The organism is Shimia sp. W99 (assembly GCF_053851455.3).
Map to the genome: position 1 here is coordinate 3,668,821 of NZ_JBSQBU020000001.1, position 15,861 is coordinate 3,684,681.

General features: G+C 62.5%; 14 protein-coding genes and 1 tRNA gene. 6 read left to right on the forward strand and 9 right to left on the reverse strand.

All coding sequences use genetic code 11. From position 1 onward, the window contains the following. Nucleotides 1–26: 26 nt before the first annotated feature. The 6 genes from ACS3QZ_RS17830 to rpmH form a co-directional block, all read right to left on the reverse strand. Nucleotides 27–518 (reverse strand): SixA phosphatase family protein, encoded by a 492-nt coding sequence (locus ACS3QZ_RS17830; protein WP_456039018.1) that lies wholly within the window; start codon nucleotides 516–518, stop codon nucleotides 27–29. Further along, nucleotides 508–1,167 (reverse strand): ferredoxin, encoded by a 660-nt coding sequence (locus ACS3QZ_RS17835; protein WP_456039019.1) that lies wholly within the window; start codon nucleotides 1,165–1,167, stop codon nucleotides 508–510. Before ACS3QZ_RS17835 ends, ACS3QZ_RS17830 begins: the two co-directional genes overlap by 11 nt. After that, complete coding sequence (locus tag ACS3QZ_RS17840; RefSeq protein ID WP_456039020.1) at nucleotides 1,164–1,958, reverse strand: sterol desaturase family protein; 795 nt, start codon at nucleotides 1,956–1,958, stop codon at nucleotides 1,164–1,166. Before ACS3QZ_RS17840 ends, ACS3QZ_RS17835 begins: the two co-directional genes overlap by 4 nt. Nucleotides 1,959–2,028: 70 nt before the next feature. Continuing rightward, nucleotides 2,029–2,892, reverse strand: a complete 864-nt coding sequence (gene argB / locus ACS3QZ_RS17845) for an acetylglutamate kinase (protein WP_456039021.1) — start codon at nucleotides 2,890–2,892, stop codon at nucleotides 2,029–2,031. A 353-nt stretch (nucleotides 2,893–3,245) separates the two neighbouring features. Further along, entirely contained in the window at nucleotides 3,246–3,665 is a 420-nt protein-coding gene (gene rnpA, locus ACS3QZ_RS17850) for a ribonuclease P protein component (protein WP_456039022.1), read from the reverse strand. Between the two features lie 27 nt (nucleotides 3,666–3,692). After that, nucleotides 3,693–3,827, reverse strand: a complete 135-nt coding sequence (gene rpmH, locus ACS3QZ_RS17855; protein WP_005980833.1) for a 50S ribosomal protein L34 — start codon at nucleotides 3,825–3,827, stop codon at nucleotides 3,693–3,695. Nucleotides 3,828–4,107: 280 nt separating this feature from the next. On the opposite strand from rpmH, the gene ACS3QZ_RS17860 reads away from it, so the two are divergent. From ACS3QZ_RS17860 to ACS3QZ_RS17880, 5 genes are all read left to right on the forward strand, one after another. Next, a complete protein-coding gene (locus ACS3QZ_RS17860; RefSeq protein ID WP_456039023.1) occupies nucleotides 4,108–4,848 on the forward strand; it encodes a TVP38/TMEM64 family protein in 741 nt (246 codons plus the stop codon). Next, nucleotides 4,848–6,266 (forward strand): dihydrolipoyl dehydrogenase family protein, encoded by a 1,419-nt coding sequence (locus ACS3QZ_RS17865; RefSeq protein ID WP_456039024.1) that lies wholly within the window; start codon nucleotides 4,848–4,850, stop codon nucleotides 6,264–6,266. The genes ACS3QZ_RS17860 and ACS3QZ_RS17865 overlap by 1 nt, the downstream gene beginning before the upstream one ends. 20 nt (nucleotides 6,267–6,286) lie before the next feature. Then, nucleotides 6,287–7,675 (forward strand): sensor histidine kinase, encoded by a 1,389-nt coding sequence (locus ACS3QZ_RS17870; RefSeq protein WP_456039025.1) that lies wholly within the window; start codon nucleotides 6,287–6,289, stop codon nucleotides 7,673–7,675. A gap of 60 nt (nucleotides 7,676–7,735) precedes the next feature. Continuing rightward, nucleotides 7,736–7,812: transfer RNA gene (locus ACS3QZ_RS17875), tRNA-Arg, on the forward strand. Between the two features lie 495 nt (nucleotides 7,813–8,307). Continuing rightward, nucleotides 8,308–10,212 carry a DUF3604 domain-containing protein gene (locus ACS3QZ_RS17880; RefSeq protein WP_456039026.1) on the forward strand — a complete coding sequence of 635 codons (1,905 nt, stop codon included), beginning with the start codon at nucleotides 8,308–8,310 and terminating at the stop codon, nucleotides 10,210–10,212. Nucleotides 10,213–10,363: 151 nt separating this feature from the next. On the opposite strand, the gene ACS3QZ_RS17885 is transcribed toward ACS3QZ_RS17880, so the two are convergent. Genes ACS3QZ_RS17885 through ACS3QZ_RS17895 form a run of 3 tightly spaced genes read right to left on the reverse strand, consistent with a single transcriptional unit; the run spans nucleotide 10,364 to nucleotide 14,588 of the window. Continuing rightward, nucleotides 10,364–11,980 (reverse strand): AMP-binding protein, encoded by a 1,617-nt coding sequence (locus ACS3QZ_RS17885; RefSeq protein ID WP_456039027.1) that lies wholly within the window; start codon nucleotides 11,978–11,980, stop codon nucleotides 10,364–10,366. A 16-nt stretch (nucleotides 11,981–11,996) separates the two neighbouring features. Beyond that, a complete protein-coding gene (dmdD, locus tag ACS3QZ_RS17890; protein ID WP_456039028.1) occupies nucleotides 11,997–12,803 on the reverse strand; it encodes a methylthioacryloyl-CoA hydratase in 807 nt (268 codons plus the stop codon). A 21-nt stretch (nucleotides 12,804–12,824) separates the two neighbouring features. Next, nucleotides 12,825–14,588 carry an acyl-CoA dehydrogenase family protein gene (locus ACS3QZ_RS17895; RefSeq protein ID WP_456039029.1) on the reverse strand — a complete coding sequence of 588 codons (1,764 nt, stop codon included), beginning with the start codon at nucleotides 14,586–14,588 and terminating at the stop codon, nucleotides 12,825–12,827. Nucleotides 14,589–14,699: 111 nt separating this feature from the next. Here ACS3QZ_RS17895 and ACS3QZ_RS17900 point away from each other — a divergent pair, with 111 nt between their 5' ends. Beyond that, the gene (locus ACS3QZ_RS17900; protein ID WP_456039030.1) at nucleotides 14,700–15,713 is read left to right on the forward strand and encodes an AraC family transcriptional regulator; all 1,014 of its coding nucleotides are present in this window, start codon (nucleotides 14,700–14,702) and stop codon (nucleotides 15,711–15,713) included. Nucleotides 15,714–15,861: the final 148 nt, after the last annotated feature.

Below are 15,861 nucleotides of genomic sequence, written 5' to 3' on the forward strand. Positions count from 1 at the left end.
CGGGGTTTTCCCCGCCTTTTTCATGTTCAGACCAATTCGCGTGGAATGACGAAATTCTCGGCATTTCCGGTGCCAAAGGCAACATCCTGCCAATGGTCGATTTTGAAATTGAAGACGGTTGTAGCGCCGGTCGGGTAATCGAGAAAGCGGGGATGAGAAGGCAGTTTTGCAGCCAGTCTTTGCGCGAATTCTCCGATTCCCGGGTTGTGGCCGAGCATCATGACCTTGGACCCCTTGGCCTGCTTCAGGACGTGGAGCATTGTGCCGGCCTCTGCCAGATAGAGTTCGGGAAAACTCTCGGGTGCCAGATCAAATCCCATCAGGCCATATGTTTCCAGCGTGCGTTGCGCCGAGGAGGTCAGCACCTGATCCGGTTGCATGTTTTCACCGCGCAACCAGTCCCCCAGAGCCTTGGCAGATTCACGGCCGCGTTTGTTGAGCGGGCGGTCGTGATCGGAAAGCGTTGGCGTGCTCCAGCTTGATTTTGCGTGCCGGGTGAGGATGAGCTTAAGGGCCATTGGTTAAGAAAGCCTGCATATGAAGCGCGGATTGTGCCTCTACCCTGCCATAGCTTTGCGAAACCGGGCAAGCGCGGCGGGCCGCGCAGCCCTGCGACATGCAGCTGCCCTGACGATTTTGGGTGAGGTATGCGCGGCAGGCGTCAACGTGGTAAGCGCCGCCGGTAAAGGCGTCTACGGGGCAGGATGTGCGGCAAGGCTGCGCCGTGCAGGTTGTGCAGGGATTGGGCAGAGGGGCCGGCAGATCAAGCATTTGCTGGAAGGCCAGCGCGCCGCGGAAGCTCGCGAAAAGACCCGCCGTGTCGTGCACGAGCAGGGATATTGGAGAGGAGTGACACCGCCCGGTGCGCAGGGCCCATTGGAAGAAGGGCTGATAGGGCGGTCCGCCGTAGGGGAAAAAGGGCTGGGCATTGAAGGCCACGGCAAGGCTTGTGATGACGCGTGAGGACCAGCGGTCTACCGGGTTGGGCGTGCCGTCGAGATACTCGGATTGAGTTGTGAAGGCCTGCCAAAAGCCTGGCTCGCGCGGGCCGAACATCAAGAGCGTGCCAAAGCCGGAGAGATGTTCGTCATCAGGAGCGGGGTGAAATCCGCCAAGGATTTCAAGATGTTTGGCCTGAGCCGCCTTTTCGATCAAGGCATAGGTCATTTGCGGAAGAACGGCAGGGCGAGGCTCCAGCCAAGTTTGTTGGGGCGTTTGTCCTGCCATTGCAGGCCGATGGTCATACCCTCATGACCCTTGGCGGGTTGGGCGACATAGGTGCCGAAAAGGCGATCCCAGATCGACAGGGCAAAGCCGTAGTTGCTGTCATGCTCATGGCGATGAATCGAATGGTGGACGCGGTGCATGTCCGGTGTGACCAGCACGAGCCGCAGGGCACGATCCAGCGGGAGGGGCAGCTTGATATTGGCGTGGTTGAACATGGCAGTCCCGTTGAGGATGATCTCGAACAGGATGATGGCAAGAGCAGAGGGGCCAAGCAAGTAGACAAGTCCGATCTTGAGCAGCATGGACAGCGCAATTTCGACCGGATGAAAGCGGATTGCGGTGGTCACGTCGATGTCGCGATCGGCATGATGGACCCGGTGCAGACGCCAGAGGAGCGGGATTTTATGAGTGACAAGGTGCTGAATCCAAATGGCAAAATCGAAGATCAGGATGGCGAGGATGAGTTCGATCGGTCCGGGCAGAGCGATGAGGTTGAAGAGGCCCCATCCCTGTTGACCAGCATCCATCGCAGCACCAACGGCCAATAGCGGCAGCGCGAAGGCCAGCAGGCGCAGGGTCGCCGTGTCAATGATGGAGAGCGTCCAGTTGGTCAGCCAGCGGTGCCCGCGCGGTTGGGTGCGGTTGCGGCGCGGGGCGAGGGCCTCGATGGTGGCGAAGAGCGCAAACAGACCGCCAAAGATGGACAGTCGGATCAGGGTTTCATGTTCCATGCAGGGCCTCATGTGCCGGGGATGGCACATGATATATTCAACCCGAAGAATATTTAAACCCCTAGTGTGTTCAGTCGCCCCGGATCAGGGAGCCTGCGCCGTGTTCGGTGAAAAGCTCAAGCAGGCAGGCATTGGGGGCGCGGCCATCGAGAATGACCACGGCACGCACGCCGCCTTCGATCGCGTCCAGCGCGGTTTCGGTCTTGGGGATCATCCCGCCCGCGATCACGCCATCGGCTGTAAGGTCCCGGATTTGCTGGGCTTTCAGCTCGGTCATGACGTCACCCTCGCCGTTCTTGACCCCGGCGACATCGGTCAGCAGAAGCAGGCGGTCGGCCTTGAGCGCGGCGGCAATCGCACCGGCGGCGGTATCGCCGTTGACGTTGAAGGTTTCCCCGTTGCGGCCCGCGCCCAGCGGGGCAATCACCGGGATCGTGTCATTGGCAAAAAGATCCTTGAGAAATTTCGGGTTCATCTCGGCGGGGGTGCCGACGAATCCGAGATCGGGATTGGTCTGATCACAGACCATGAGGTTGGCGTCCTTGCCTGAAAGACCCACGGCCTTGCCGCCCTGACCGTTGATGGCCTGAACGATGCGTTTGTTGACGACACCGGAGAGCACCATCTCGACCACCTCGACGGTGGCCGCATCGGTGACTCGTTTGCCGTTGACGAATTCCGATTTGATATCAAGGCGTTCCAGCATCGCGTTGATCATCGGGCCGCCGCCATGCACGATCACCGGGTTGACGCCGACCTGCTGCATGAGCACCACGTCGCGGGCAAATTCTTCCATGGCTTCATCACTGCCCATCGCGTGGCCGCCGAGCTTGATGACGACAATCGCATCCGTGTATCGCTGCAAGTAGGGCAGGGCTTGGGACAGGGTGCGGGCGGTGGCGATCCAATCGCGGTTCATGTCTTGCTTCTTCATCTCGGCTAACCTCTTACAGGCTTTGTAGTTACCGCCTTGGGAAGGGGCTGCCAAGTGCGCGTTGCCGTCGCGGCAGGATAGTGGGGTGCGAATCGGGGGTAAGGGGCTGAGTTAACAGAGAAAAGGCGCTTCGGTATCGCGTCGGTATCATGTCGGTATTGCGTCGGTAATTGAGCGCAGGATTTGCGGGTTAAGGCTGCGGACGCTTCGTTAATGGAGGGAAGGTGATGGGGCGCGTGAAATTCCGGGCGAGAATTTCATTACTCGGGATGGGGGCGCTGCCCCCTCGTTTGAAAATCCGTGATTTTCAAACTTCACCCCCGGGGTATTTCCGGAAAAAGAAAGAAGGGCGCTCAGCGCGCGGCGTGGACCTTGCGCAGGGCATATTTCAGGTCGGATTGCAGGGCGTCAAAATCGCGGGCGGCAGTTTCGGTTGCGCGGCCAATCAGAACATAGTCCCAGCCCGGTTTGCCGTGGACGGGCAGGACCAGCCGGGCAATTTCGCGCAGGCGGCGTTTGGCGCGGTTGCGGGCAACGGCGTTGCCGACCTTTTTCGAGCAGGTGAAGCCGACGCGGATCAGGTCGGGCGCAACGTCTTCGTTATCGCGGCGCGGGCGGGCCTGAAGCATCATGGCCTTGGTGCCCTGTTTGCGGGCACGGGCGGCGGCGACAAAATCGCGGCGCTTTTTCAGGGTCTCCAGACGCGCAGAAACCGCCGGAGGCGTTGTCCCCGGGCTCTGTGAGCCTTGCGCGGGGGCCTCCGGCGGTGTCATCTGCGTCAGAACGTCAGATCGGTGAGCTTATGCGCTCAGCGACTTGCGACCGCGTGCGCGGCGTGCGTTCAGAATCTTGCGGCCTGCTTTGGTGGCCATGCGCGCACGGAAGCCGTGGCGGCGTTTGCGAACCAGGTTCGAGGGTTGATAGGTGCGTTTCATCGCTCCGGTCTCCGTATTATCAGGGCGCCCAGGCGAGGAATCGCGGGCCCATGTGCTATTCGAAGCCCGGTCTATAGGCGGGTGCCGGACTTATGTCAAACGCGAGATGGCGGTTTTGCTACAAAAAAGCAAGCCCGGTGACGCGGGATTGTTACAGTTCGCCGGGTTGGGGCGATTTTCTTCACGAAACCGGGGTTTTGCGATCAAGGAGCCGTGAGTTGTCTGTTGTTTCCCGGTTGGTTGGCGCATTTTGGGATCAAGGAAAAATCGTGGATTGAAGATGGCAGACGTGATGGAAACCGGGACGCAGGGAAAATCGGGCTTGGGCAGGGTGGTGCCCTTGCTGGCGATTCTCATGGTGGCCGTGATTGGCGCATTTACCCTGCGCGATGTTCTGAGTTTTGAGACGTTGAGCCAGCATCGCGAGGCGCTGATTGCGTATCGGGATACACATTACCTCGGGGCCGTGCTGGTCTTTATGGCGGTTTACGTTGCCATTGTGAGCTTTTCGCTGCCCGGTGCAACGGTGGCGACGCTGACCGGAGGGTTCCTGTTCGGCACGTTCCCCGGTGTTCTGTTCAATGTCGGTGCGGCCACGACGGGCGCGGTGGTGATCTTTCTCGCCGCCCGCTGGGGACTAGGTGACCGGCTGGCGGCGCGGATGGATGCGAGTAAGGGGCGTGTGAAGGCGATCAAGCAGGGGATCGACGAGAACCAGTGGTCGATGCTGTTCCTGATCCGGCTTGTGCCGCTTGTGCCGTTTTTCGTGGCGAACCTTGTGCCTGCGCTGGTCGGGGTGTCGCTGTGGCGGTTTGCCCTGTCCACCTTTTTCGGGATCATCCCCGGCGGGCTTGTCTACACTTCGGTGGGGGCGGGGCTGGGTGAGGTTTTTGCCCGCGGAGAGACACCGGACCTTGGGGTGATCTTCGAGCCGCATATCCTTTGGCCGATCCTTGGGCTTTGTGCGCTTGCCGCCCTGCCGATGGTGATCAAGGCCGTGCGTGGCCGGGAGGCGCTCTGATGGAAGAGATCAAGACCGATCTGCTGGTCATTGGGGCCGGGTCCGGGGGGTTGTCCGTGGCGGCGGGGGCCGCGCAGATGGGCGCGCGTGTCGTGCTTCTGGAGGGGCACGAGATGGGCGGGGATTGCCTTAACTGGGGCTGTGTGCCGTCCAAGGCGCTGATTGCGAGCGGCAAGGCGGCCCATGCGCAGGCGCATGCCCGCGCCTATGGTGTGGCCGATGTGACGCCGCAGGTGGACTATGCGGCGGCCAAGGCCCACGTGGCCGATGTGATTGCACAGATCGCCCCGGTCGACAGCCAGGAGCGGTTCGAAGGGTTCGGTGTGCGGGTAATCCGGGACTATGGCCGGTTCGTTTCGCCCAAGGTGGTGGAGGCCGGAGGGCACAGGATCACGGCGCGGCGGGTGGTGATTGCCACCGGCTCAAGCCCGCTGGTGCCGCCTGTGCCGGGGCTGGAGGATGTGCCGTACCTGACCAATGAAACCCTGTTCCAGTTGCAGGAAAAGCCCGACCACCTGTTGATCATCGGTGGCGGACCGATCGGCATGGAGATGGCGCAGGCGCATGTGCGGCTGAGCTGCAAGGTGACGGTGATCGAAGGGGAACGGGCGCTGGGCAAGGATGACCCGGAAATGGCGGCATTCGTGCTTGAGGCGCTGCGGGGCGAAGGCGTGGAGATTGCCGAAGGCGCGATGGCGGCGCGCGTGTCGTCGGAGCAGGGCCGGATCACGGTTGAGACCAAGGATGGGCGCAGCTTTACCGGATCGCATCTTTTGATGGCGGTGGGGCGCAGGGCGAATACTGAGAAGCTGAACCTAGAGGCGGCGGGGATCGAGACCACCCGGACCGGGATCAAGGTGGACGCCGCGCTGAAGACGACGAACCGGCGGGTTTATGCGATTGGAGATGTTGCGGGGGGCATGCAGTTTACCCATGTGGCCGGGTATCAGGCCGGGGTGATCATCCGGTCGGCGCTGTTTGGGCTGCCGGCCAAGGCGCGGACCGACCATATTCCCTATGCGACCTATACCGACCCGGAGCTTGCGCAGATTGGTCCGACCGAGGCCGAGGCGCGTAAAGTTCATGGAGACCGGTTGACGGTCGCGCGGTTCGAGTTCGATCACAACGACCGCCTGATTGCCGAGCGCAAGGCGAAGGGGCTGATCAAGGTGATGGTGGTCAAAGGGCGGCCCGTGGGCGTGTCGATTGCCGGGCCGCAGGCCGGGGAACTGATCAATCTCTGGGCCCTGGCGATTGCCAATCGACTCAAGATGTCGGCGGTGGCGGCCATGGTGGCGCCCTATCCGACCGTCGGGGAAATCAACAAGCGGGCGGCAGGGGCCTATTTCTCTCCGCAACTGTTTGATAATCCTAAAGTCAAACGGGTGGTCGGGTTGGTACAACGCTGGCTGCCCTGAACCGGGATAGGCAATAGGTCATGCTCAACACGCTTTCAGGCCGTTTCCTGATTCTGACCGTCATCTTCGTGATGCTGGCAGAAGTGCTGATCTTTGTGCCGTCGGTGGCGCGGTATCGCGAGGATTACCTGTTGTCGCGGCTTGAGCGGGCGCAGATCGCGTCGCTGGCGCTTTTGGCGGATGACATGATCGACGCCGAGCTTGAGGAAGAACTGCTCAAGAACGCCGAGGTCTATAACGTGGTTCTGCGGCGCGACGAGGTGCGGCAACTGATGCTGAGCAGCCCGATCCCGCGCCCGATTGATGCGACCTATGACATGCGCAATGCCGGTGCGATCGAATTGATCCGGGACGCGATGATGCAGCTGTTTCACAGCGAGGACCGGGTGATCCGGGTGATCGGCGCGCCGGTGCGCGAGGCCGGTTTGCTGATCGAGATCACCATGGCGACCAGCGGGCTGCGCATGGCGATGCTGGATTACGGCGTGCGTATCCTTGTGCTGTCGGCGGTGATTTCGGTGGTGACGGCGTTCCTGTTGTTCCTGGCGGTGCGGGCGATTCTCGTGCGTCCGATCAAGGGTGTTGTCGGGTACATGCAATCCTATGCAGCCGCGCCAGAGGATGCGCGGCGCATCATTCAGCCGACCGCGGGAGTGAACGAGCTGCGCGAGGCGGAAGAGGCGTTGCAGAGCCTGCAGATCGAGCTGACGGCTGCGCTGAAGCAGAAGGAGCGGCTGGCGCAGCTGGGCGGGGCGGTGGCGAAGGTGAGCCATGATCTGCGCAATATCCTCACCTCGGCGCAGCTATTCACCGACCGGATCGAAACCAGCGAGGACCCGCTGGTGCGCCGCCTTGCGCCCAAGTTGGTGAATTCGATCACCCGCGCGGTGCATCTGTGCGAATCGACTCTGGCCTTTGGCAGGGCCGAGGAGCCGCCCCCCAAGCTTACCCGCCTGCCATTGCTGAATGTCGTGTCGGATGTGTTCGAGGGTGAGCGGCTGGCGGTGGGGGAGAATGACCTGAGCTTTGCCGAAGATGTTCCGGCGGGGCTGATGGTGCGCGCCGATGCGGAACAGCTTTACCGCGTGATTTCCAACCTCGTGCGCAATGCGCGTCAGGCAATCGTGGCCACCGGCAAGCCGGGCGAGATCGCCGTGAGCGCGCATGAAGACGACATGGCATGGTTCATCGAGGTGCGAGATACCGGGCCGGGTCTGCCGCCCAAAGCGCAGGAACACCTGTTCCAACCCTTCCAGGGCGGGATTCGCAAGGGCGGGTCGGGTCTTGGGCTGGCGATCTCGGCCGAACTGGTGCGCGGACACGGCGGAACCCTGACATTGAAGGGCACCGGGGAGGACGGTACGTGCTTTGAAATCTGCCTTCCAAAGGGGGATGTGGCAGATCAATGAATTTTCTTGAATTTTGCCCTTGCATACCCCGGGCGTTGGGACTAAATCCCACTCCACCGCGCTCTGGTAGCTCAGCTGGATAGAGTACTTGACTACGAATCAAGGGGTCGGGGGTTCGAATCCTCCCCAGAGCGCCATTACCTTTCCATTGAATGTTATACGACCCTGATCCACGTGTCATGACGTGACCCAATTCACGTTTTTGTCCGTGTCGTCTGTTCCTGCTGATCTGCCAAGTGGCGCAGGCGGGAAGGAGCGCGGCAATGCTATTTGGCATGGGTGATATGGCCCGCAGGCGCAGCTGATGGAGTTGCCCGATGAGAAGGGCGGCGCTCTCCCTCTGACGGCCTGGGGGGCTTGCCCTAATCCCCTGATCCAAAGGAAAAGTGCGGCCAGCTTCAATCGGGGCCAAATGTTGTCTGAGAATGGTGAGCGGCAACTCGGTCAGAGCGCGGCGAAAGCGGGCTGTGAGTCCAATGCAGACGAACATTTCCTTGCTACCTTCTGCTATATCCCTGAACGGCCTTAATGTTTTGAAGCGGCGAGAGAAATGAGCATTCCTTGATCTGAAGCAATGGTTTTTTGCCTGAGTATTGTATCCTTGAGTCGGCAAAACGGTGCGGAGGGCTGCTATGAAACGTGTATTGCAAGGTATGGGGCTGTCTGCGCTTCTTGCGACTACGGCATTTGCGCAAAGCTACGTCGGAGACGTGGCGATCGACGAGGATGACGTTGCGATCGGTCGGCAGCACTATTCGCCCTTCCTCGACCAGTCCTACCCCAACCGGGTTTTCTTCGGCGACACGCACCTGCATACGTCTTACTCGACCGACGCGGGCATGATCGGCAACACGCTCGGCCCTGACGAGGCCTTCCGTTTCGCCCGGGGGGAGAAGGTCCGCGCCTCAGTCGGGGACTATGCGCAACTTGTCCGCCCGCTTGATTTCCTCGTGGTCGCGGATCATGCCGAAAACCTTGGCCTTGCGCCGATGATCGCGGAGTCGAACCCAGGTCTGCTGGCCAACGACTGGGGCCGAAAGCTTCATGACATGGTCAAGGGCGGCGATCCAATCGCGGCCTATGTCGAATGGGGGGCCGCGCTCAACGAGGCGGTCGACATGATCCAGGACGACAATTTGCAGCGCACGATGTGGAACCGGATCGTCGACAGCGCCGAGCGGTTCAATGAACCCGGCGTCTTTTCCGCGATCCACGGCTTCGAATGGTCCTCGGGGCCGAACGCGAACAACCTGCACCGGATCGTGATGTTCCGCGACGATGCCGACAAGGTCGAGGACCTCGTCCCCTTCTCCACCTACGACAGCACGGACCCGGAGGATTTGTGGGACTGGATGGAAGCCTACGAGGCCGATACCGGCGGGCGCGTTATGGCCTTTGCGCACAACGGCAACCTCTCAAACGGGCTGATGTTCGACGATGTGCGCATGAACGGCGAAGCCCTTGACATTGATTACGCGGAGCGCCGGATGCGCTGGGAGCCGCTTTACGAGGTCACGCAGATCAAAGGCGATGGCGAGACGCATCCGATGCTGAGCCCCAATGACGAATTTGCCGATTACTATACGTGGGATCGCGGCAATTTCGGCACCGAGTTGAAGACGCCCGACATGCTGCCACGGGAATACGCTCGACAGGCGCTGGCGCGGGGCCTCAAATTCGAGGCCGAGATCGGCGCCAATCCGTTCAAGTTCGGCCTGATCGGGGCGACGGACAGCCACACCTCGCTCGCCACAACGCGGGAGGACAACTACTTCGGAAAAGCGAGCATCGTGGAGCCCGGCACCGGCGAGGCGCGCTACGAGGATTTCATCGTCCAACCGGTCATCCTGGGTGAGGATATCGCGATCCGGCACTACGAAACGCTGGCTTCTGGACTTGCCGCCGCCTGGGCACGGGAGAATACGCGCGAGGCAATCTGGGACGCCTTCAAACGCAAGGAGGTCTACGCGACGACTGGCCCGCGCATCACTGTGAGGGTCTTTGCCGGCTGGGACTTCGAGGCAGACGAGGTGCACCGACCCGACTTCGCTGAAACAGGGTATGCCCGGGGCGTGCCGATGGGCGCCGACTTGTTCGCCGGTCCGGAGGGCGCGGCTCCCACGCTGATGATCCGCGCCCTGCGCGACCCGGATGGTGCGAACCTCGACCGAATACAGGTCGTAAAAGGTTGGGTTGGGGCGGATGGCGAGCCGCAGACCAAGGTATTCGACGTGGCGTGGTCCGGCGACCGCGCCCCGGGCGCGGACGGTAAGCTACCGCCTGTGGGCAGCACTGTAGCGGGTGCGGAATTCACCAACACTATTGGTGCGGTCGCGCTTGGCGGCCACTGGGTCGACCCCGAGTTTGACCCCGCACGGCGCGCCTATTACTATATTCGCGTGCTGGAGATCCCGACGCCGTCCTGGCTTGCCTACGACGAAGCGTTTTACGGCGATCTCGACCTGCCCGAGGACGCGGTGATGGTGCAACAAGACCGAGCCTATACCTCGCCTATCTGGTACACACCCCGACGCTAAGCTTGGAGCCGACAGAAATGTCAGCTTCGTCCCGCAGAACAGCCAATGCTTGTGTCGCTCGCAGCGGTCTGATCTGCGGGACTTTGCTGCCGTTGCGTCCTTTCGCGGCATGGGCCAGCGCCCGACCGTGGGTGGGCGGCGCCGGGACGGGTTATGAGTGCATGGCCCGGGCGCGGTCGCGGAGCTGGAATTTCTGAATCTTGCCGGTCGAGGTCTTGGGCAGGGTTTCGAACAGGACCGCCTTGGGGGCCTTGAACCCCGCGAGGTGGGTGCGGCAGAAGGCGATGATCTCGTCCCCGGTGGCCGCGGCCCCGTCGCGCAGTTCGATGAAGGCACAGGGGACTTCGCCCCATTTCTCGTGTGGCATGGCAACCACGGCGGCGGCTTGCACGGCGTCGTGCCGGTAGAGCACCGCTTCGACTTCGACCGACGAGATGTTCTCGCCGCCCGAAATGATCACGTCCTTGAGGCGGTCGCGGATCTGGACATAGCCGTTTTCATGCTGGACGGCGCCGTCTCCGGACCAGAACCAGCCGTCTTCGAAAGCCTTCGCCGTGGCCTCGGCGTCTTTGTAGTAGCCCGCCATGACCGTGTTGCCCCGGATGGCGATTTCCCCCTGCGTAGTGCCGTCACGCGGGACGGGCGCGCCGGTTGTGCGGTCGATCACCGTGACCTCTTCTACCATGGGGAAGGCAATGCCCTGCTGGGCCTGCAGTTCGGCCTGTTCCGCCGGGGTGAGGGCATTCCAGTCCTCCTGCCAGAGGCATTGGGAGATGTGGCCATAGGTTTCCGTCAGGCCATAGACCTGCATGACGTCAAAGCCCATGGAGCGGGTTTTTTCCAGAACCGAAGGCGGCGGTGGCGCCCCGGCGGTCAGGACGCGGATTGCCGGATCGAACGGTGCGGCGTCGCTTTCGGCCTCGGCCAGCATCTGCAACACGATGGGGGCGGCGCCGAAGTGGGTCACGCCGTGGGTGCGGATGGCATCCAGGATCAGGTGGGCCGCCGGGGCGCGGGTGAAGACCATGGTGGCCCCGAGCAGGGTCATCAGCCATGGGTGCCCCCAGCCGTTGCAGTGGAACATGGGCACCACCGACAGGTAGACCGGGTAGGGCGGCACCTGCCACGCGGTCCCGGTGCCGAGCGCCATCAGGTAGGCACCGCGATGGTGGTAGACGACGCCCTTGGGCCGCCCCGAGGTGCCCGAAGTGTAATTCAGGGCAATGGCATCCCATTCGTCATCGGGCAGGGCGATGGGCATGGGATCGGCGGCGGTCAGGTCGTCATAGGTCGGTCCGCCAAGCGGGGCTTCGCCCGCCGCGTTCGGATCGACGATTTCAACCACCGGCAGGGTCCGGCCCAGCAGCGCGAATGCCTTTGACAGGAGCGGAGCAAGCTCGCGGTCCACGATCACCAGCTTGGTATCGGCGTGATCCAGGATATAGGCGATGGTGTCCGGTTCCAGCCGGGTGTTGAGCGTGTTGAGCACCCCGCCGCAGAGCGGCAGGGCAAAGTGCAGTTCGAAGAGTTCCGGGATGTTCGGGCAGAGCACCGACACGGTGTCGCCCTTTTCGACGCCAAGCCCCGCCAGTCCGCCCGCCACTGCGCGGATACGCCGGACGGTTTCGCTCCAGCTGCGCCGGATGTCGCCATAGATCACCGCGGTGCGCGGGCCGTGCAGGGCCTCGGCCCGGCGCAGGAAGGACAAGGGCGACAGCGGCACGTGGTTTGCCGGTGCCTTGCGAAGGGCTTCGAAGTGTTGGCGCATCCCGGTTCCGCCTGTCTTAGCTGTTGGGCCGCACGCGGGCGGCGGTCTTGTTGGCGAAAGCTTCGAGACGTGCGCGGGCGTCAGGCTGAGTGTTGACGATGCCGCCGACAAACGCCTCGGCATAGGCCGCATCAAGGCCGGACATGTTCTTCATGTGGCTCACTGCCGAACAGATCGCAAAGTTGGTCAGGGGCAGGTTCTGGGCCACCTTGGCGGCGATTTCCATCGCCTTGTCCATGCTGGAACCTTCGACCATGTATTGCGCAAGACCAAGGTCTACGGCCTCTTGTCCCTGATAGACGCGGCCCGTCAGAACCATGTCGATCATGCGGTATTTGCCGATCATGTCCGATACCCGGATCGTGGCGCCGCCGCCGGTGAAAATGCCACGTTGGCCTTCGGGCAGGGCGAAATAGGTGGTGTCGTCCATGACCCGGATATGGGCGGCGCTGGCGAGTTCAAGGCCGCCGCCGACAACCGCACCTTTGAGCGCCGCAATGATCGGCACCCCGCCATATTCCATCTTGTTGAACGCTTCGTGCCAGCGCAGGCAGACATGCATGAAGTCATCGGCGCTGCGGTCGGCTTTCCAGTGTTCGACCAGATCGAGACCGGCGCAGAAGTGATCCCCTTCGCCTGCCAGCACCACGGCCTTGACCCCGGCCATGCGGGCGCCGCTGAAAAAGCGGATGAGTTCTTCGATGGTGGCCACGTCGAGCGCGTTGCGCTTGGTCGGGCGGTTGAGGGTCACGACATAGAGGCCGTTCTCGCGGGGCGAAATGGCGAGGGTCTCGTAGGTGTCGGGGTTCACGACGTCATTCATGGGTCTGGTCCTTTCGGGGCGTTATTCGGGGAAGTCCGCGTCAAGCAGGCTGCGGGTGCCATGCAGGATACGGGCCTGTTCGGCGGTGCAGTCGGGCAGGATGTTCTGGGCATAGAACAGCGCGGTAGCGATTTTCGCGGTCATGAACGGTGCGTCCTGACCAGCGTCGAGTGCCGCCTGTGCGGCCAGCGCGCCCTTGGCCAATTTCCACCCTGCGGCCAGCGTGCCGGACAGCATGAGGAAGGGCACGGAGCCCGCAAAGGCCGCGTCGATGTCCTTGCGGCTCGTATCGAGCAGCCAGTCGAGCGCGGTTTCGAAAGCGGCGCGCGCCTGCGCGAGGCTTGTGCCGATCGCCTGCGCGTTGGCGTTGCCTTGGGCCAGCTGGGCTTCGGTCTCGGCAATCCGGGCGGCGAAGCGGCGGGCGGTGTCGCCGCCGTCGCGCATCACCTTGCGCCCCAGAAGATCATTGGCCTGAATGGCCGTGGTGCCTTCGTAGATCGGCAGGATACGGGCGTCGCGATAGTGCTGTGCGGCTCCGGTTTCCTCGATGAAGCCCATGCCGCCGTGCACCTGCACGCCCAGCGAGGCGACTTCGACCGCACGCTCGGTGCAGAAGCCCTTGACCAGCGGCACCATGAACTCGGCCAGCGCGGCGGTTTGCGCATCGTCGCTGTGGTGGGCCATGTCCAGCAGACCCGCGGTTGCGGCCGCCATGGCGCGCCCGCCTTCGGTGATGCTGCGCATGCGCAGCAGCATGCGGCGCACGTCGGGGTGGGAGATGATGGCGACGGCGTCGCGGGCCTCGCCGTTGACGGGGCGGCTTTGAACGCGCTCGCGGGCATAGCCTAGCGCGCGCTGGTAGGCGCGGTCCGAAACGGCAATGCCCTGAACCCCGACCGAGAAGCGGGCGGCGTTCATCATGATGAACATGTATTCCAGCCCGCGGTTTTCCTCGCCGATCAGAAAGCCGGTGGCGTCGTCATAATCGAGCACGGCGGTGGGGCTGGCGCAGACTCCCAGCTTGTGTTCGATGCTCACGCAGTTGACGGTGTTTTCGGCGCCCGGTGTGCCGTCCGGCCCGACCATTTTTTGCGGAACGATGAACAGGCTCAGCCCCTTGGGCCCGGCGGGAGCGTCGGGGGTGCGCGCCAGCACGAGATGGATGATATTCTCGGTCAGGTCATGCGCGCCGTAGGTGATGAAGATCTTGGTGCCCGAGATGCCATAAGTGCCGTCGTCGCGCTGCGTCGCCTTGGTTTTTACGAGGCCCAGATCGCTGCCTGCCTGCGGTTCGGTCAGGTTCATGGTGCCCGACCAGCGCCCGGAAATTAGCGGTTCGAGGTAGGTGGCCTTCTGTTCGTCGGAGCCGGTCAGAAGCAGGGCTTCGATGGCCCCGTCGGTCAGCAGCGGGCAAAGGCCGAAGCTGGTGTCGGCAGCATTCAGGATCTCGACCGCCGCGGCACCGGCTGCGCGCGGCAGGCCGATGCCGCCATATTCAACCGGATGGGTCAGGGCCTGCCAGCCCATTTCGACGAACTGGGCATAGGCCTCGGCGTTGGCCTCGGGCAGGATCACGCGGCCCGCTTCGAACCGGGCGCCCGCGATGTCCCCGGCACGGGACAGGGGGGCAACCTGTTCGCTGCAGAACTGGGCAAAGCCTTCGAGTGCGGCCCCGATGTCGGGCAGATCGTGATCGGCATAGGCCGGGAGCGTGGAGACCTGATCCCAGTGGGAGAGGTGCTCGATACAAAACATCAGATCTTTTACGGGGGGCTGGTAGGACATGCCGGGCTCTTTCGTCATACTATGGGTTCACGTCATCTAACGACCGTGTGGCTTGCCGATAAGCTCATTTCTTGCCAAAATTGTATCCGATCGCGCCAAATTGAGGATAACATGACCCGTCAGGACCCCGTCTCTTTGACCACCGTATCGGCGGGGTTCATCCAGGATTGGCTGGACGCGCTGAAACTGCGCTGTGCACCGGAAGAGATGGAGGCGCTGTTGAAACGGTCGGGGTTGCAGACGGGCCCGATGGCCCCGAACCAGCGCGTGACGATGAACGAGATCGCACGTCTTTATCAGCTTGCCGCGCCCGAGACGGGGGACGAGATGATGGGGCTTTGGAGCCGCCCCGTCCGCCCGCGCGCGTTGCAGCATCTCGTGACCGTGCAGCGCGAGGCGAGCAGCCTGACATCGGCGCTGTATCGTTTCTCGACATACTGGAACCTGATCCTGGACGATGTGCATCTTGAATTGCGCAGCGCTGCGGGCGAGGTGGAGTTGGCGATGATCCCCTGTGCCGAGGTGACGCGGCCACAGCGTTTCGGGCACGTTCTTCTGCTGAAACTGGCGCATGGGTTGCTGTCATGGCTCGGGGGCGCGGAAACACCTGTGAAGGCGGTGCGCTTTGCCTTCAAGCGCCCGGATTATTATGCCGATTACGCGGTGATGTTTCCCTGTCCGGTGGGGTTTGGCGCCCTGAGCACGAGCATCCTTTTTGACCCGGAGCAGTTCACCCGCCCCATCACGCGCAGCCCCGCCGAGGCGGCCGAGTTCCTTGATCGGGCGCCGCTGGATTGGCTGTTCACCGGGTCGCGCGCCCATACCAACAGCCTTCGCGTTCGCGCCTTTCTTTATGGCGCGGACTGGCAGAGCTGCAGCCTTGCAGACGCGGCGGAAGCGTTGAAAATGACGCCCCGGACGCTGAACCGGCGATTGAACGACGAGGGCACATCGTTTCAGGACATCAAGGACGCGCTGCGCCGGGATATCGCGATCCGCGCGTTGCAGAGCGGCGCGGAGAGCATCGAACAGATCGCCTTTGATACCGGGTTTTCCGCCCCGGCCAATTTCCACCGCGCCTTTCGCAAATGGACAAACCGGACACCGGGGTCATATCGGGTGTAGGGCGGGGGCCCCGACCGGTCCATTTTTGATTGACTCGCTGACGTCGCGAAACTATCGGTCGGTCAGCTCTCAGCCGAGGGCATGATTTGGAGTTTGCGCGGATGAATTGGCTTCATCTTCTCAATGCCGGACAGATCGAACCCGCGTA